Here is a 17401-nt window from a genome sequence, read left to right as displayed (position 1 = left end):
GCGACTCAGGCGGCAGCGGCCTTTGCAGCGGCGACCTGGGCCGCCACTTCGGCCGCGAAGTCGTCGACCTTCTTCTCGATGCCTTCGCCGACCACGTACAGCGTGAACGACTTGATCGTGGTGTTGGCACCCTTGAGCATCTGCTCGACGGTCTGCTTGTCGTTCTTCACGAAGGACTGGTTGTGCAGCGACACTTCCTTGAGGTACTTCTGCACGCTGCCTTCGATGCGCTTGGCAACGATGTCCGCGGGCTGGGGCTGCTTGCCGGCGGCTTCGGCGGCCTTGCGGTCTTCTTCCGCCTTGCCGGCCGCGACCGCGCGTTCCTTCTCGATCAGTTCGGCCGGGACGTCGGCCGACGAGATCGCCACCGGCTTCATGGCGGCGACGTGCATCGCGACGTCCTTGGCGGCCGTCGCGTCACCCTCGAACTCGACCATCACGCCGATGCGGGTGCCGTGCAGGTACGACGCCAGCTTGCCGTTGCCGGCGAAGCGCTTGAAGCGGCGGAAGGTCATGTTCTCGCCGATCTTGCCGATCAGGCCCTTGCGGACGTCCTCGAGCGTCGGACCGAAGGTGTCCTGCTCGTACGGCAGCGCACCGAGCGCTGCCAGGTCCGCGGGGTTGTGCTTGGCGACCAGCATGGCCGCGGCGTTGGCCAGGGCCAGGAAGCTGTCGTTCTTGGAGACGAAGTCGGTTTCGCAGTTGATCTCGACGATCGCGCCGGCATCGCCTTCGGCATAGGCGGCGACCACGCCTTCGGCCGTGATGCGGCTCGAAGCCTTGCCAGCCTTGTTGCCCAGCTTGATGCGCAGCAGCTCTTCGGCCTTTTCCATGTTGCCGTCGGCTTCGGTCAGCGCCTTCTTGCACTCCATCATCGGAGCGTCGGTCTTGGCGCGCAGCTCGGCGACCATGCTTGCGGTGATTGTTGCCATGTGTATTCTCCGTTCGGTTTATCAGTTGCCGCCCCTCGCGGGCGCCACGAAAATCAGATTAAAAAAAAGGGGCTTCGAGGCCCCTTCTTCAGGCTCGAACGAGCACGAATCAGGCGGAAGCGCCCTCTTCGACCTCGACGAACTCATCGCCGCTGCCTTCGGACACCGCCTTGACCACGTCGCTCGCGGCGCTTGCACGGCCTTCGAGGATCGCATCGGCGATGCCACGGGCGTACAGGGTGACCGCCTTGGACGAGTCGTCGTTGCCCGGGATCACGTAGTCGATGCCTTCGGGCGAGTGGTTGGAATCCACCACGCCGATCAGCGGAATGCCCAGCTTCTTGGCTTCGGCCACGGCGATCTTGTGGTAGCCCACGTCGATCACGAAGATCGCGTCCGGCAGCGCGGTCATGTCCTGGATGCCGCCGATGTCCTTCTCGAGCTTCTCGATTTCGCGCGTGAAGGTGAGCTGCTCCTTCTTGCTCAGGCTGTCGAGACCGGCTTCGAGCTGGGCCTTCATGTCCTTCAGGCGCTTGATCGAGGTCTTGACGGTCTTGAAGTTCGTCAGCATGCCGCCGAGCCAGCGGGTGTCGACGTAGGGAACGCCGGCGCGGCGCGCCTCGGCAGCGACGATTTCACGGGCCTGGCGCTTGGTGCCGACCATCAGGATCGTGCCGCGGTTGGCGGTGAGCTGCTTGGCGTACTTCATCGCTTCCTGGAACATCGGGAGCGACTTTTCCAGGTTGATGATGTGAATCTTGTTGCGGTGACCGAAGATGTACGGGGCCATCTTGGGGTTCCAGAAGCGGGTCTGGTGTCCGAAATGGACGCCGGCTTCCAGCATTTCGCGCATGGTGGTCGACATAGGAATAACTCCAAAGGTTGGGTCTAAAATCCAGCCCGTTTTGTGCGCCCCTCATCGATGGATATCCAACGGACTTGAGGCATCACAACACCTTGATTGGGCTGGTTTGCGGATGCGCTTCACTTCGGGACTCTGGAAAATCACCAGGAAACACCAGAAAACGTGAGTAAAAGTACCCGGAGCGAAACCCAAAGAGTATAGCACGCACCCCATCCCTCAGCGCCCTCCGCCACATGCGCCCCGATCTGCACGCCGCCCGCCTCGCCCTCATGACGGGCGCTTCCGACGCACGCACCGAAATGGAGCACTCCATCGCCACGGCCGAGTCGGCCGTCTGCGAGCATGTCTTCACGCGCAAGCTGTTCGAAGAGGCCCGGCGCGAGGCTGCGGCCGCCTGGGCCGGGCAGCCCCTGGCCGGGCTTGCTTTCACCGCCAAGGACCTTTTCGACGTCGCCGGCCAGCCCACGCCGGCCGGCTCCGCCGTGCTCTCCCATGCGCCGGCAGCGAAGGCCGACGCGGTCGCGGTCGCCCGCCTTCGTGCTGCCGGGGGCGCTCTTCTAGCCCGGACCAACATGACGGAGTTCGCCTTCTCGGGCGTCGGGATCAATCCGCATCACGGAACGCCGGCCAGCCCGTCCGATCCCGGCACGCCGCGGATTCCGGGCGGCTCGTCCTCCGGCGCCGCCGTGTCCGTCGCCGCCGGGGCGGCGTTCATCGGGCTGGGCTCGGACACCGGCGGTTCGATCCGGATTCCCGCCGCGCTCAACGGGATCGTCGGCTTCAAGAACACCGCGCGGCTCGTTCCCACCGACGGCGCCCTCCCGCTCTCGACGACGCTCGACACGGTCTGCGCGATGACGCGGTCCGTCCGCGATGCGATCACGGCGCACGAGATCCTCTCGAGCCGCCGCGTCACCGCAGGAAACGCATCCCTGGCAACCTACCGGTTCGCGGTTTCGAAGGATCTTTTCCAGAACGGGATGGACGCCGTCGTGGCCGGTGCCTTCGAGCGGACCCTGCGCACGCTGCGCAACGCCGGCGCGCAGATCACCGAAATCAGCCTGCCGGCGCTGGCCGATCTGCCGGCGATCAACGCGACCGGCGGCTTCTCCGCCGCCGAGTCCTACGCCTGGCACCGCCATCTGCTCGAACGCAGCGGCGCGGGTTACGACCCGCGGGTCGCGCAGCGCATCCTCAAGGGCGCGACCATGAAGGCGCATGAGTACATCGATCTCTGCCACGCCCGGAGGCACTGGATCGCCCGCATGGAACAGGCGCTGGCCCCCTTCGACGCCGTGCTGTCGCCGACCGTGCCGATCACGGCCCCGACCATCGCCAGCGTGGCGCCGGGGCCGGAGCGCGACGACGAATTCTTCCGCATCAATGCGCTGCTTCTGCGCAACCCTTCCGTCGTCAACATGCTCGACGGTTGCGCGATCTCGATCCCCTGCCACGCCACCGGCGAGCTGCCGGTCGGCCTGATGATCTGGCACGCCGCGCTTCACGACGACGCGGTGCTGGCCGCCGCGCTGCAGGCCGAACGCGCGCTCGGCAGCCGGTAGTCCGGCGCCGACACCGGCCCGTTAGCGTCGAATCAATATCAACGAAGTACCGAATGAAAGTAGCGATCGTGGGAGCCGGCATCATCGGCGTCACCACTGCATGGGAGTTGGCCTCCGACGGGCATGAAGTCATGGTCTTCGACCGACGTGGCGCCGCGGCCGAGGAATCGAGTTTTGCCAACGCCGGCGTCGTGGCACCGGGATACGTCACCCCGTGGGCGGCTCCCGGCATGCGCGGCAAGGTGCTTCGCTCCCTCCTGTCCACGCATGGCGCGGTCAAGCTGCGTTGGCCGCTGTCCATGCGCGACCTGCACTGGATGAGCCACTGGCAGCGCGCGTGCAAGCTCGAAACCTACCTGGCCAACCGCGCACGACTGCAGCGGCTCGCCTTCTACAGCCGCACCCGCCTGCGCGCGATCACCGAGGCTTGCGAGCTCGACTACGAGCGCAGCGACGGCTATCTGGTGCTCCTGCGCTCCAAGCGCGAGAAGAAGCTGGTCCAGGCCGGCCTCGAGGTGCTGCGCACCGCCGGAGCCAAGTTCCAGGAAGTCGATGCCGACGAGGCCCGCAAGATCGAGCCGGCGCTGAATGCCGACACCGCGCTCGCCGGCGCCATCTACCTGCCGGACGACGAAGTAGCCAACTGCCGGCAGTTCGCGCAGTTGCTCAAGTGGGAAGCCGAGGCGCTGGGCGCCCAGTTCCATTTCAACTGCGACCTCGCGCCGCTGAAGCGCGCAGCCCCCACCGAGCTGTCGCTCGCGACCGGCTCCGAGAGCCATCGCTTCGACGCCGTGGTGGTCTGCGCCGGCGTGGCCTCCGCGGACCTGCTCAGGCCGCTGGGGTTGCGCCTGCCGCTGGCGCCGGTCTACGGCCACTCGATCAGCGCCAACATCCGCGAGCCGCTCAGTGCGCCGCGCAGCGCGGTCATGGACGAGCGGTACAAGGTCGCGATCTCCAGGCTCGGCCTGCGGGTGCGGGTCGCGGGGAGTGCCGAGATCGGCGGCTCGCCCGGGAGGATCAACCCGGCTTCGCTGCAGACCCTCTACAAGGTGCTGCAGGACTGGTTTCCCGGCGCGGTGACGCTTCGCTCGGGGGTCCAGCAATGGAAAGGCGCGCGGCCGATGCTGCCGGACGGTCCGCCGATCATCGGACCCAGCGGCGTGCCGGGTGTCTGGCTCAACCTCGGCCACGGATCGAGCGGGTGGGCCCTCTCCTGCGGCAGCGCGCGCGTCCTGGCGGACCTCATGCAGGGTCGAGACCCCGGCATCGACCTCGAGGGCTTCGGCCTGGAACGCCTGCTGCAACATTGAACCCAGAGGACCGCCGCATGCTTCGAATCACATCCGCCAGCACCGCCGATCTGTTCGACATCGCGGCCACGCGCCGGATCGAGGAAGCCGCGGCGAAGGCCCTGCCGCCGCACACGCTGATGCAACGCGCGGGCCTGGCGGCGGCCCGGCTCGCGATGGCGCTGGCGCCGCATGCGCGCCTGGTCTGGGTCGCCTGTGGTCCCGGCAACAACGGCGGCGACGGCTTCGAGGCCGCATCGCAGCTCCAGCGGCGCGGCTTCGAGACGGTCGTCACGCGAATCGGCGAGGAAGGCCGGCTGCCTGCCGACGCTCGGGCCTCGCTCCAGCGTGCGCGCGAGGCGGGTGTGACGTTTGCCGAAGCGCCGCCCGCGACCTGCGACCTCGCGGTGGATGCACTGCTCGGCATCGGCTCCGCCCGGCCGCCGTCCGGCCCGATGCTCGACTGGCTTCGCCGGATGAGCGACGCTGCCGCGCCGGTGCTCGCAATCGATACGCCGTCGGGGCTGGATGCGGATACCGGCAACCTGTCCGCCAACTACCTGCCCGCCGATGGCGCACGGCAGCGTCGCGTGTGCCTGAGCCTGCTGACGCTGAAGCCCGGACTCTTCACCGCCCAGGGCCGCGATGCTGCCGGCGAGCTGTGGTTCGACGACCTGGGCATTGCGGACATCGCCGAGCGCCCTGCCGCCCGGCTGCCCGGCCTCCCCGCCACCTCGCAACGGCGGCACGCATCGCACAAGGGGAGCTACGGCGATGTCGCGGTGATCGGCGGGGCGCCCGGAATGGCCGGCGCCGCGCTGCTGGCCGGCTCCGCAGCCCTCCATGCGGGTGCGGGGCGGGTCTTCGTCGCCCCGCTCGATCGCGATGCGCTGCCGCTGGACCCGGTACGGCCCGAACTCATGTTCCGCCGGCCCGACACGCTCGACCTCTCCGGCATGACGGTCGTGAGCGGATGCGGCGGCGGCACCGCGGTCGCCGAACTGCTGCCGCACATCCTCCAGACCGCTGGCGCGCTGGTTCTCGATGCGGACGCGCTCAACTGCATGGCCTCAGATCCGGCGCTGCAGAGCCTGCTGACGGCGCGCGCCGCGTCCGGCCGGCCGACGGTGCTGACGCCGCATCCGCTCGAGGCGGCTCGGCTGCTGGGCTCGAACACCGGCGAAGTCCAGCGCAACCGCCTCGCAGCGGCGCGCGAGCTCGCCGCCCGCTTCGGCGCGATCGTCGTGCTCAAGGGTTCGGGCAGCGTGATCGCCGGGCCGAACGAGATTCCGGTGATCAACCCGACGGGCAACGCGCGCCTGGCGACACCGGGCACCGGCGACGTTCTGGCCGGCATGGTGGGTGCGGCGCTCGCCGCCGGCCATCCGCCTATGACGGCAACCTGCGAGGCCGTCTGGCGCCACGGAGATCTCGCGGACCGTTGGCCGTCCGGTGTTCCGCTCACCGCTGGCGCGCTCGCCGGCGGCAGCCCGCCCCTCTGAACAGAGAGCGTCAGCCGCGGCCCACGAAGGGCATCTTGGTCGCCATCACCGTGTGGAAAAGCACGTTGGCATCCAGCGGCAGGTTGGCCATGTAGAGCACCGACTGCCCCACGATCGACACGTCCATGGTCGGCTCGATCGCGATCTCGCCGCTGGCCTGCGGGACTCCCTTGGTCATGCGCGCGGCCAGCTCGGTCAGGGCGTTGCCGACGTCGATCTGGCCGACGGCGATGTCGTGCTTGCGGCCATCCAGCGAAGCCGTCTTGGTCAGGCCTTCGACCGCGTGCTTGGTGGCCGTGTAGGCGATCGAATTCGGCCGCGGCGTCGTGGCCGAGATCGAGCCGTTGTTGATGATGCGTCCGCCGCGCGGCGTCTGCGCGCTCATGGTGCGGAACGCCTGCTGGATGCAATAGAACATGCCGTTCAGGTTGATGTCCACCACGCCTCGCCATTGCTCCGGCGTCCAGTCCTCGAACGGGCCCGGCGGGTTGCCCACGCCGGCGTTGTTGAAGAGCAGGTCGACGCGTCCGAAACGCTCCACCGCCGCCGCGAACAAGGCCTGCACGGATTCGGGATTGGCGACGTCGGTCGGCACCGCGAAGGCCCGCGCACCTGCGCCGGATTCCTCGGCCACCTGCTCCAGCGGTTCCAGGCGCCGGCCAGCCAGCACGACATGCCATCCGTCGCCCAGCAGGGCCAGTGCCGCCGCCTTGCCGATGCCGCTCCCCGCGCCCGTGACGATCGCGATGCGGCTCTTCTTCTCAACACTCATTCGAGTCTCCTTGGGTCAACGGCGCGTCTTGCGCCCTTTCATCTTGCTGGCCGCCTTCTTGACCGCGGTCTTGAAGGCCTGGATCGCCGATTTTGGCGCCCGCGACGTCGCGCGCTCGCTGCGTTCGACGGTGCCTTCGGGCTTCTTGCGCGCGCCGCGCTTGGTCGAGGCCTTCACGGGTACGCCACCCGGCGCCACTCCCTTGTCCTTCATCGCGCGCGACCCGAGTTCCTCGCCTTCGCGCACGAGCCGGAAGTCGATCTTGCGGCCGTCGAGGTCGACGCGGCTGACCTGCACGCGCACGCGCGTGCCGATGGCGTAGCGGATCCCGGTGCGTTCGCCGCGCAGTTCCTGGCGCTGCTCGTCGAACTTGAAGTACTCGCCGCCGAGTTCGGTGATGTGCACCAGGCCCTCGACGTACATCGCGTCGAGCGTGACGAAGATGCCGAAGGTGGTGGCCGCGGTCACCACGCCGCCGTACTCCTCGCCGAGGTGCTCGCGCATGTACTTGCACTTCAGCCAGGCCTCGACATCGCGGCTCGCTTCGTCGGCTCGCCGTTCGTTGGCGCTGCAGTGCAGGCCCGCGGCTTCCCAGGCCTGCACTTCCTTGCTCGGTGCGACGCTGGCCTTCTGCGGCTTGGCGCTCGGCGACTTCACGCGCGAAGCGAGGCGCTTCGCGAGCTTGGCATGCGCCTCGCCCGGCGTCGGCAGCATCGGCAACTGGTACTTGGTCTTGCCGAGGATCGCCTTGATCACGCGATGCACCAGCAGGTCCGGATAGCGCCGGATCGGGCTCGTGAAATGCGTGTAGGCCTCGTAGGCGAGGCCGAAGTGACCGCTGTTGATCGGCGTGTAGATCGCCTGCTGCATCGAGCGCAGCAGCATGGTGTGGATCTGCTGCGCATCGGGCCGCTCCTTGGTCGCATCGGCGATCGCCTGGAACTCGCCCGGCTTCGGATCGTCGGTGATCGAGAGCCCGACGCCCATCGCCTTGAGATAGCCGCGCAGGATCTCCTTCTTCTCCGGCGTCGGACCTTCGTGCACTCGGAACAGGCCCGGGTGCTTGCCTTCGGCGATGAAGTCCGCGCTGCAGACGTTCGCCGCGAGCATGGCTTCCTCGATCAGGCGGTGCGCGTCGTTGCGCGTGCGCGGCACGATCTTCTCGATGCGGCCGGCCTCGTCGCAGATGATCTGCGTCTCGGTCGTCTCGAAATCCACCGCGCCGCGCTTCACGCGCTGGCCGAGCAGGGCGCGATAGACGTCGTGCAGGTTCAGGAGGTCCTTGATGCGCTCCTTGCGCTTGTGCGCCTCCGGCCCGCGCGTGTTGCCGAGGATCGCGGCGACCTCGGTGTAGGTGAAGCGTGCATGGCTCCACATCACCGCCGGGTAGAACTGATAGGCGTAGATCTCGCCGTCCGCCGCCACGAGCATGTCGCACACCATGCACAGGCGCTCGACCTCGGGGTTGAGCGAGCACAGCCCGTTCGACAGCTTCTCCGGCAGCATCGGAATCACGCGGCGCGGGAAGTACACGCTGGTCGCGCGGTCGTAGGCATCGATGTCGATGGCCGAGCCCGTCTGCACATAGGCGCTGACGTCAGCGATCGCGACGAGCAATCGCCAGCCCTTGCCGCGGCCGACCTTGGCGGGCTCGCAGTAGACCGCGTCGTCGAAATCGCGCGCGTCCTCGCCGTCGATGGTCACCAACGGAATGTCGGTCAGATCGATGCGCCCCTTCTTGTCGGCGGGCCGGACCTTGTCGGGCAGCGCCTTCGATTCCGCGAGGCACGCTTCGGAGAACTCGTGCGGCACGCCGTACTTGCGCACCGCGATCTCGATCTCCATGCCGGGGTCGTCGATCTCGCCGAGCACTTCCTTCACGCGGCCCACCGGCTGCCCGAAGAGCGCGGGCGGCTCCGTGAGCTGCACCACCACGACCTGGCCCACCTTCGCGGTGCCGGTCGCGCCCTTGGGAATCAGGACGTCCTGGCCGTAGCGCTTGTCCTCCGGCGCCACGAGCCACACGCCGCCTTCGTGCAGAAGACGGCCGATGATCGGCTGCTCGGGGCGCTCGAGGATCTCGACCACGCGCCCCTCGGGCCGACCACGACGATCGAGCCGCACGACACGCGCCTTGACGCGGTCCTTGTGCAGCACCGCACGCATCTCGTTCGGGGGCAGATAGATGTCGGCTTCACCGTCATCGCGTTGCACGAAACCGTGTCCGTCGCGATGTCCAAGCACCGTTCCTTCAAATTCATCCAGCAGTCCGCCGGAATGGCCAAAATTTTTGATATGATCTCCTTCTTTCCTGAAATTCAAAACATAACTGCTTCGGCAGGTATGTGGGCCCAGATGGCGGAATTGGTAGACGCACTAGTTTCAGGTACTAGCGAGTAACATCGTGGAGGTTCGAGTCCTCTTCTGGGCACCAAATTCAAAAACACCCTTTGAGGGTTCTTCGATTCAAGCCACCGGTCTCCGGTGGCTTTTTTCTTTGTCGTTTGCGGCATCAAATCGCCAGCGCGATCAGGTCGTGCCCCTCGGCACCGACGATGCGCGCGCGCGTGAACTCGCCGACCTTCAGCGTCTTGCTGATCTTCTCGGGCGGCAGCAGCCGCACGGTGCCGTCGATCTCCGGCGCATCGGCATAGCTGCGGCCGACACCGCCCTTGCGGCCCATGGCCGGCGCCGAATCCACGAGGACCTGCATCGTGGCGCCGATGCGCCTCTGCAACTTGGCGATCGAGACCGCTTCCGCCACCTCCATGAAGCGCGCGCGGCGCGCTTCCCGTTCGGCTTCGGGCAGCATGCCCGGAATGTCGTTGGCAGCGGCGCCGGCCACCGGGCTGTAGGCGAAGCATCCGGCGCGATCGATCCCGGCCTCGCGGATGAATTCGAGCAGGTGCTCGAACTCTTCCTCGGTCTCTCCCGGGAAGCCGGCGATGAAGGTGCTGCGAATCACGAGCTCGGGGCAGACCTCGCGCCAGCGCGCGATGCGCTCGAGGTTCTTCTCGCCGCTGGCCGGCCGCTTCATGCGCCGCAGGACCTCGGGGTGGCTGTGCTGCAGCGGCACGTCGAGGTACGGCAGGACCTTGCCCTCGGCCATCAGCGGGATGATCTCGTCGACGCTGGGATACGGATACACATAGTGCAGCCTGACCCACGCACCGTAGGGCGCGGCGATCTCGCCGAGCGTGCGAACGAGCTCGAGCATGCGCGTCTTGACCGGCTTCCCGTCCCAGAAGCCCGTGCGGTACTTCAGGTCGACGCCGTAGGCCGACGTGTCCTGGCTGATCACGAGGAGTTCCTTGACCCCGCCCTCGAACAGCGCCCTGGCCTCCGACAGCACATCGCCGACGGGCCGCGACACGAGGTCGCCGCGCATCGACGGAATGATGCAGAAGGTGCAGCGGTGGTTGCAGCCCTCGCTGATCTTGAGATAGGCGTAGTGGCGCGGCGTGAGCTTGAGCCCGGCCACGCCGAAGGCCTGCGGCACCAGATCGATGAAGGGATCGTGCGGCTTGGGGAGATTCGCATGCACCGCATCCATCACCTCCTGCGTCGCGTGCGGGCCGGTCACGGCGAGCACGCTCGGATGCATCTCGCGCACCAGGTTGCCGCCCTGCTCGCCGGTCTTGGCGCCCAGGCAGCCGGTGACGATCACCCGGCCGTTCTCTGCCAGGGCTTCGCCGATCGTGTCGAGGCTCTCCTTGACGGCATCGTCGATGAAGCCGCAGGTGTTCACGATGACGAGGTCGGCGCCCTCGAAGGTCTTCGAGGTCTGGTAGCCCTCGGCGCTCAGTTGGGTCAGGATCAGTTCGGAATCAGTCAGGGCCTTGGGACAGCCAAGGCTCACAAAGCCGATCTTGGGGACAGTCGGCGGGGTCGTTCTATCGGGGGAGGCTACTTCGCTCATATCCCCGTATTGTCCCAGCTATCGGCCGGCACGCGGGATTCAGGGGCGCTTGATGCCGAAAGCGCCCAGGACCTGCTCGGTGTTCTTCTGCATCTGCTCCTGCATCTGCAGGAAGACATTCTTGGACTGCTCCACGTAGTTGCCCATCAGCCCCTGCAGCACCGGCGACTGCAGCGTCATGAAACGGGCCCACATTTCCGGCGTCAGGCTCTCGGCCTTTTCCGCGAGCTGGGCCTGCACCTCGGCCATGGCCTGGATGTTCTTCTCCAGATAGGGGCCCATGTAGCCCTGCATGGCGTGCCCGTAGAACCGGATGATGCTGGCGAGGACCTGCTCGGTGAACATCGGCGCGCCGCCGGCCTCCTCCTCGAGGATCACCTGGAGCAGGATGCTGCGCGTGAGGTCGTCGCCGGTCTTGGCGTCGCGCACGACGAAGGACTCCTTGTTCATGACGAGCTGCTTCACCTCGGCGAGCGTGATGTAGCTGGAGGTTTCCGTGTCGTAGAGCCTTCGGTTCGGATACTTCTTGATCACCCGCTGGACCGGCTTGGTACCGGACTTCTTGCTCTGCACTAGGGACTCCTTCGAATTTCGCATCGCGCGTGCAAACGATTCTAGGGAGCGGCCCTATTGCGCCGCGCCAAGGTTTACCCTGACCGAAAAGAAGGTGTCAGTCCAGCGACGTGGCGTACTCGGCGCCGCAAACCTTGCAGGTGCCGGTCTCGGGACGCTCGTGGGTCGCCTCCCGGTACTGGAGCGGGCTCTTGATGCCGTTGAATACCCAGCAGCGCGGGCAGTGCTCCTGCCCCGCGACCGGGAGATAGGCACGCGCGCGCTGCTCGGCGCGCTCCCGGGTCACCGGGGCGCCCTGGCGAAGGGTGCGCGCCACTTCCTCCGCCGCCATGGTGCCGGCGCGCCCGTGGGCCCGATCGTTGAGCCCGTAGACCACCCGCGCGAACTCCAGCGGCGCCTGGCGCACCAGCGCCGCGATGCGAAGTTCTTCCTGCGTTGGATCGATCTCGGCGGCGGGGCTGTTCATCTGTTCCCTGGAGTCGAGTGCATTGAGGTGACGAGCGGGCAAGTTACCACAACTGCCGCCGCAGCCGCCAGTCGCCCGAAGGCCATAGACCGATAAGCGATCGGGACCGGAATTCCAAGAGGGAAATCCAGGCGAATTCCAGAGAATTGGGAGGAAGAAGAACTTGATCAGCTTTGCGTCTGGTGGTTAATCAGACTGTGACCAAGTGAATTGGTAGGCGCGATTGGACTCGAACCAACGACCCCCACCATGTCAAGGTGGTGCTCTAACCAGCTGAGCTACGCGCCTGTGTGTATTCGAGAGATGAGATTGTAGCAGGCTTTTTCGGCGCCCTTTTTCAGCGACGTCGCGCGGAACGCACACCGGTCACCGAAGCAACCACCATCAGCACCTGCGCAAGCCGCGCGGCATCGGCGATCTCGATGGTGAAGGTCATCCACGCGGTTCCCTTGACGGACTGGGTCTGCACGCCGATCACATTCATCTTCTCGCGCGCGAACACATCGGAGATGTCGCGCAGGAGGCCCTGCCGGTCGGCGGCCTCGATCGCGACGTCGACCGCATAGACCGCGGCGCCATCGCCCTTCTGCGCGCCCCACTCGACATCGATCACGCGCTCCGCGTTCTGGCCCGCCATCGATCGGAAGTTGCTGCAGGTGGCGCGATGGATGCTCACGCCATGACCCTTCGTGACGAAGCCGCGGATCGCATCGGGCGGCGCCGGCTTGCAGCACTTGGCCAGCTGCGTCATGAGCGACGACACGCCGACCACCAGGACACCACCGCGCCCGGCCTGTTCGCTGCCGCGCGCCTTCTTGATGACGACGCCGTCGTCCGGGCCGGGCACCGGCTCGGGCGGACGCAGCAGCATCTCGATGTTGCGCAGCGAAAACTCGTCCTTGCCGACCACCTCGAACAGGTTGTCCGCCGACTTGAAGCCGAGCTGCGACGCGAGGTCCTCCAGCTTGAGCGCCGTCTTTCCTTCGCGCTGCAGAAGCCGTTCGACCGCCTCCCGGCCACGCGCCACCGTCTCGTGTGTGATCTGGGCGTTGAACCACGCCCTGACCTTCGCGCGCGCCCGATGGCTCGCCAGATAGCCCAGCTCGGCGTTGAGCCAGTCGCGCGAGGGACCGCCCTCCTTCGCCGCGATGATCTCGACCGTCTGGCCGTTCTGCAGCGGCGTGTTGAGCGGCACCATCACGCCGTCGACGCGCGCGCCGCGGCAGCGATGCCCGAGGCTGGTGTGAACCGTGTAGGCAAAGTCGACCGCGGTCGCGCCCTGCGGCAGCTCGACGATCGCGGCGTCGGGGGTCAGCACGTAGATGCGGTCGTCGAACAGGCCCTGCCCCTGCTGACCGCCGGACAGATCGCGCTCCCACGCCAGCAGTTGCCGCAGCACCGCGATCTTCGCGTCGTACTCGCCGGTCGCCCACACGCCCGCGTAGCCCTTCTGGCCCGCTTCCTTGTAGGCCCAATGCGCGGCCACGCCGTGCTCGGCATGGTCGTGCATTTCCTCGGTGCGGATCTGGATCTCGATCGGCTTGCCGGCACGCCCGCCGATCACATCACGCACCACGGTGTGCAGCGACTGATAGCCGTTGGGCTTGGGCCGCGCGATGTAGTCGTCGAACTCGGCATCGATCGGCTGGAAGTGCGAGTGCACCCATGCCAGCGCGGCGTAGCAATCCTTGACGTCGCCCACGATCACGCGCAGCGCCATGATGTCGAAGACCTGCTCGAAGTCGAGCGACTTGCCGCGCATCTTCTTGACGATGCTGTAGATGTTCTTGGGCCGTCCCTGCACCTTGGCCTTGATGCCCTCGGCGGCCAGTTCGCGCTCCAGGCGCGATCGCAACTGCTCGACGTAGCTTTCGCGCTCGATGCGCTTCTCTTCGAGAAGACGCGCGATCAGCTTGTAGGTGTCGGGTTCGAGGAAGCGGAACGAGAGGTCCTCGATCTCCCACTTCACCTGCCAGATGCCCAGGCGGTTCGCGAGCGGCGCGAAGACCTGCAGCGATTCGCGCGCGACGTTCTCCGGCGGGGGTTGCTTGGCCGCCGCCGCATAGCGCAGCGTCTGCAGCCTCGATGCCAGCCGGAGCATGACCACGCGCAGGTCGCGCGAGAAGGCCAGCAGCATCTTGCGCACGTTCTCCGTCTGCGTGCCCGCGCCGTCGTTCAGATGAACATTGGCCGTGGCCGAACGTGCCTGCTTCTGCACATACACCAGCTTGGTGGTCTCGACGGCGAGCGCCGCGAAGTTGTCGCCGAAGACCTTGGCGATGACCTCCTGCGGCCGATTCAGGTGCTGGCACGAATAGACGAGATAGCTCGCCGCCTGCATCGCCTCGGAGCCGCCCATCGACGCAACGATGTGCGCGACCGCATCCGCATGCGACAGCGTGTTCTCGCCGGTGTCCAGCGTCTCGTCGGCGATCAACGGCTCGGCGAAGGCGCGGGCGCGCGCGAGCATGTTCTCCATCACCGGCGAGCGCTCCGCCGTCGCGGCCGACAACGGATAGTCGACCACGATCGATTCCGGCGTGGAGGGCGCCTGCAGGTTGGATGGCTCGCGCTTCACAGTGCCTGACGCCGGGAAATCGACCGCCACGCCGGCCGGCAAGCCTCACGGGGGGCGTGATGAAAGGCAAGCGCGGTCATGTCGAAAGCGAAGTCGCGATGAAGATAATCGGGGTCGTTGCATCCTACTTCAACCGGAGTTCACCATCATGCTCAAAGGCAAAACCGCGCTCGTTACGGGGTCCACCAGTGGCATCGGCCTTGGAATCGCCAAGGCGCTTGCACAGCAAGGCGCAAACATCGTGCTCAATGGTTTCGGTGACTCCGAACAGCCGCGCGCGGAAATCGCCGCACTGGGTGTCAAGGTCGAGTACCACGGAGCCGACATGAGCAAGCCCGACCAGATCGCGGACATGATGAAGTTCGCCGCCTCGCGCTTCGACCGCGTCGACGTGCTCGTGAACAACGCGGGCATCCAGCACGTCGCGAACGTCGAGGACTTCCCGCCGGAGCGCTGGGACGCGATCATCGCCATCAACCTCACGAGCGCATTCCACACCACCCGTCTCGCGATTCCGGCGATGCGCCAGGCCAACTGGGGCCGGGTCATCAACATCGCCTCGGCACACGGGCTGGTCGCCTCGGCGCAGAAGTCGGCCTACGTCGCGGCCAAGCACGGCATCGTCGGCTTCACGAAGACGGTCGCGCTCGAGACTGCGACCAGCGGCGTGACCTGCAACGCGATCTGCCCCGGCTGGGTGCTGACGCCGCTGGTGCAAAAGCAGATCGACGACCGCTCTGCGCGCGAAGGCATCGCGGTCGCCCAGGCCCAGAAGGAACTGCTCGGCGAAAAGCAACCCTCGCTGCAGTTCACCACCGTCGAGCAGCTCGGCGGCCTCGCAGTGTTCCTGTGCTCGCCGGCTGCCGACCAGGTCCGCGGCGTCGCCTGGCAGGTCGACGGCGGCTGGACCGCCCAGTAAGCGAGCGCTACGTTCCAGCTACTTCAGCTGGACCGATCCGGAGACGTTCACCACCACGCTGGTCTTGCCGGCTTCGATCGGCAGCGGCGCGTCTGCTGCCATCTTGGCCGCCTCCATCGCCATCACTCGCGGGCGGATCGGGCCGCCGAGGTGCGAATTGACCGCCACCTCGCGCAGCGTGTAGCCGGCAAAGCCGAGCCGTTTGGCCAGCTCGTCGGCGCGCTGCTTGAAGTTGTCGATCGCCTGGCCCTGGGCTTCGGCCTCGGCCTTGGCCCGCTCCTCGCGGCTCAGGCTGAAGCCGACATTGCCGACGGTCAGGGTCGAAATCCTGCCCGCTGTCTGGGCGATGCGCGGGAAGTCCCGGCCTTCGAGAATCAGCTCCGCCGTGCCCTGCCAGCCGGTGAGCTTGCCTTCGCGGCTGCGGCGCGGCGACATCGTGAAGTTCCCGGTGTGCACGTCGAGCTGCCCCGGCTGAGCGCTCTTGCGCGCCTCGGCCAGCGCAGCATCGAGCGCCGACTTGAGCTGCGCCTGCACGGCGCTCGCGTCGGCGCCGTCGCGCGTCGTGGAAAGGGTCATGCTCAACTGGTCCTGCTGAACCTCCACCGTCGCGTCGGACGAAAGCTGCAGCACGTTCTGCGGCGGGGGAAGCGTGACGGCCTGCGACCAGGCCGCCGAAGCGCTCGTCAGGACGGCGCAGGCCGCCAACCATCTGGCTTTGTTCAAGACTGGATTCCTCGGAAGGTGAAAGACGCGGCGCCGGCACAGCTCATGGCCGCTGCTTGCCCGGTACGAGCACCGCGCCCTTGAAGACGGGCGCCGGAATCATGCGCTCCGGCGGCACGGATTCCGCCGAAGCCTGCTGCCGCGGCGCGGATTGCTGCCGCACCTGCTGGCGCAGCTCGGCCAGTTCGGCCGGCGTCAGCCTGCGACCCGCGATTGCCTCGCCCTGCTGGGCCTCGGCACGGGTCGCCGCACGATGGGCTTCGACCGCAGCGCGCAGGCTGCGCTGCTGATCGCCGGTGGAAATGAATCCGACAGGGCCCGCCGCCCAGGCAGAAAGGCCGAGCAAAGCGCAGGCGACGACAAAGGGCAGTACGAATTTATTGCTTTTCATGACGACTGTGGGACAGCAGGAGCGACTTTGCCATCCCAAGGCAATGCGTGAACGTCCTAGCCGCTAACGCCCGCAAGTTTTGTAACTTAGTGTCAAACCAATACCCAAAGCGACGCATCGGCCGCTCAACACCCTCAAAATCGGCGTTGTTACAAATTCACCGTTGTAAAAATGAATCAGACTCCAGCTCGCACTGACAAGATCGTGATCGTCGATGACGACGCCCGCATCCGCGACCTGCTGCGCCGCTACCTCACCCAGGAAGGATTCGAGGTCATCGTGGCGGAAGACGGCAAGGCACTGAACCGGATCCTGCTTCGCGACACGGTCGACCTGATCGTCCTCGACCTCATGATGCCCGGCGAAGACGGCCTCTCCGTCTGCCGCCGCCTGCGCGCCGCCAACGACCGCACGCCGATCATCATGCTGACCGCCAAGGGCGAGGACGTGGACCGCATCGTCGGCCTCGAGGTCGGCGCCGACGACTACCTCGGCAAGCCCTTCAACCCGCGCGAACTGCTCGCCCGCGTGCACGCGGTGCTGCGCCGCCGTCCGCCGCTGGAGGCGCCGGGCGCGCCGTCGACCGACAACGAGACCGTGAACTTCGGCCCGTTCAGCTTCGACCTCGGCTCGCGCACGCTCAAGAAGGACGGCGAGGAACTGTCGCTGACCACCGGCGAATTCGCGATGCTGAAGGCGCTGGTGCGGCACCCGCGCCAGCCGCTGTCGCGCGAAAAGCTGGCCCAACTCGCGCGCGGCCGCGAGTTCGAACCCTTCGACCGCAGCCTGGACGTGCAGATCTCGCGCCTGCGCAAGCTGGTCGAATCCGACGCCGCGGCGCCGCGCTACATCCAGACGGTCTGGGGCGTCGGCTACGTGTTCGTGCCGGACGGCACCACGTGACGCCCAC

15 protein-coding genes and 2 tRNA genes are annotated in these 17401 nt (G+C 66.9%); 6 read left to right on the top strand and 11 right to left on the bottom strand.

Translation table 11 applies throughout. The features are described 5' to 3' along the window. Positions 1-5: 5 nt before the first annotated feature. Both tsf and rpsB read right to left on the bottom strand, forming a co-directional pair. On the bottom strand, positions 6-932 hold the full coding sequence (tsf, locus tag VAR608DRAFT_RS26710) for a translation elongation factor Ts (protein ID WP_088956817.1): 927 nt from the start codon (positions 930-932) through the stop codon (positions 6-8). Positions 933-1041: 109 nt separating this feature from the next. Continuing rightward, complete coding sequence (rpsB, locus tag VAR608DRAFT_RS26705; RefSeq protein ID WP_088956816.1) at positions 1042-1797, bottom strand: 30S ribosomal protein S2; 756 nt, start codon at positions 1795-1797, stop codon at positions 1042-1044. Positions 1798-2030: 233 nt separating this feature from the next. On the opposite strand from rpsB, the gene VAR608DRAFT_RS26700 reads away from it, so the two are divergent. Genes VAR608DRAFT_RS26700 through VAR608DRAFT_RS26690 form a run of 3 tightly spaced genes read left to right on the top strand, consistent with a single transcriptional unit; the run spans position 2031 to position 6150 of the window. Continuing rightward, the gene (locus VAR608DRAFT_RS26700) at positions 2031-3359 is read left to right on the top strand and encodes an amidase (protein ID WP_088956815.1); all 1329 of its coding nucleotides are present in this window, start codon (positions 2031-2033) and stop codon (positions 3357-3359) included. A gap of 53 nt (positions 3360-3412) precedes the next feature. Further along, positions 3413-4669 carry a D-amino acid dehydrogenase gene (locus VAR608DRAFT_RS26695; protein WP_088956814.1) on the top strand — a complete coding sequence of 419 codons (1257 nt, stop codon included), beginning with the start codon at positions 3413-3415 and terminating at the stop codon, positions 4667-4669. A gap of 17 nt (positions 4670-4686) precedes the next feature. Then, entirely contained in the window at positions 4687-6150 is a 1464-nt protein-coding gene (locus tag VAR608DRAFT_RS26690; protein ID WP_088956813.1) for an NAD(P)H-hydrate dehydratase, read from the top strand. A gap of 10 nt (positions 6151-6160) precedes the next feature. Here the strand turns inward: VAR608DRAFT_RS26690 and VAR608DRAFT_RS26685 are convergent, their stop codons facing one another. Beyond that, complete coding sequence (locus VAR608DRAFT_RS26685) at positions 6161-6922, bottom strand: SDR family oxidoreductase (protein WP_088956812.1); 762 nt, start codon at positions 6920-6922, stop codon at positions 6161-6163. A 15-nt stretch (positions 6923-6937) separates the two neighbouring features. Beyond that, on the bottom strand, positions 6938-9190 hold the full coding sequence (gene rnr / locus VAR608DRAFT_RS26680) for a ribonuclease R (RefSeq protein ID WP_172843999.1): 2253 nt from the start codon (positions 9188-9190) through the stop codon (positions 6938-6940). An 81-nt stretch (positions 9191-9271) separates the two neighbouring features. On the opposite strand from rnr, the gene VAR608DRAFT_RS26675 reads away from it, so the two are divergent. Continuing rightward, positions 9272-9356 (top strand) — tRNA-Leu (locus VAR608DRAFT_RS26675). A gap of 78 nt (positions 9357-9434) precedes the next feature. Here VAR608DRAFT_RS26675 and rimO read toward each other — a convergent pair. The 5 genes from rimO to VAR608DRAFT_RS26650 form a co-directional block, all read right to left on the bottom strand. Then, a complete protein-coding gene (rimO, locus tag VAR608DRAFT_RS26670) occupies positions 9435-10841 on the bottom strand; it encodes a 30S ribosomal protein S12 methylthiotransferase RimO (protein WP_088956811.1) in 1407 nt (468 codons plus the stop codon). A gap of 39 nt (positions 10842-10880) precedes the next feature. Then, complete coding sequence (gene phaR, locus VAR608DRAFT_RS26665; RefSeq protein ID WP_088956810.1) at positions 10881-11438, bottom strand: polyhydroxyalkanoate synthesis repressor PhaR; 558 nt, start codon at positions 11436-11438, stop codon at positions 10881-10883. Positions 11439-11511: 73 nt separating this feature from the next. Continuing rightward, positions 11512-11880, bottom strand: coding sequence for a hypothetical protein (locus VAR608DRAFT_RS26660; RefSeq protein ID WP_088956809.1), 369 nt, complete (start codon positions 11878-11880; stop codon positions 11512-11514). A 211-nt stretch (positions 11881-12091) separates the two neighbouring features. Next, a tRNA-Val gene (locus tag VAR608DRAFT_RS26655) sits at positions 12092-12168 on the bottom strand. Positions 12169-12217: 49 nt separating this feature from the next. Beyond that, entirely contained in the window at positions 12218-14458 is a 2241-nt protein-coding gene (locus tag VAR608DRAFT_RS26650) for a RelA/SpoT family protein (protein ID WP_088958993.1), read from the bottom strand. Positions 14459-14606: 148 nt separating this feature from the next. Between VAR608DRAFT_RS26650 and VAR608DRAFT_RS26645 the strand changes: the two genes are divergently transcribed. Continuing rightward, positions 14607-15377 carry a 3-hydroxybutyrate dehydrogenase gene (locus VAR608DRAFT_RS26645; protein ID WP_088956808.1) on the top strand — a complete coding sequence of 257 codons (771 nt, stop codon included), beginning with the start codon at positions 14607-14609 and terminating at the stop codon, positions 15375-15377. A gap of 18 nt (positions 15378-15395) precedes the next feature. On the opposite strand, the gene VAR608DRAFT_RS26640 is transcribed toward VAR608DRAFT_RS26645, so the two are convergent. Both VAR608DRAFT_RS26640 and VAR608DRAFT_RS26635 read right to left on the bottom strand, forming a co-directional pair. After that, positions 15396-16100 carry an SIMPL domain-containing protein gene (locus VAR608DRAFT_RS26640; protein WP_088956807.1) on the bottom strand — a complete coding sequence of 235 codons (705 nt, stop codon included), beginning with the start codon at positions 16098-16100 and terminating at the stop codon, positions 15396-15398. A gap of 43 nt (positions 16101-16143) precedes the next feature. Further along, positions 16144-16491, bottom strand: coding sequence for a hypothetical protein (locus VAR608DRAFT_RS26635; protein ID WP_088956806.1), 348 nt, complete (start codon positions 16489-16491; stop codon positions 16144-16146). A 171-nt stretch (positions 16492-16662) separates the two neighbouring features. Here VAR608DRAFT_RS26635 and ompR point away from each other — a divergent pair, with 171 nt between their 5' ends. After that, positions 16663-17394, top strand: a complete 732-nt coding sequence (ompR, locus tag VAR608DRAFT_RS26630) for an osmolarity response regulator transcription factor OmpR (RefSeq protein ID WP_088956805.1) — start codon at positions 16663-16665, stop codon at positions 17392-17394. Positions 17395-17401: the final 7 nt, after the last annotated feature.

It is taken from the genome of Variovorax sp. HW608, assembly GCF_900090195.1.
Lineage (GTDB): Bacteria > Pseudomonadota > Gammaproteobacteria > Burkholderiales > Burkholderiaceae_C > Variovorax.
The sequence above is the reverse complement of the archived record's forward strand: the minus strand, read 5'-3'. Positions and strand labels throughout refer to the sequence as shown.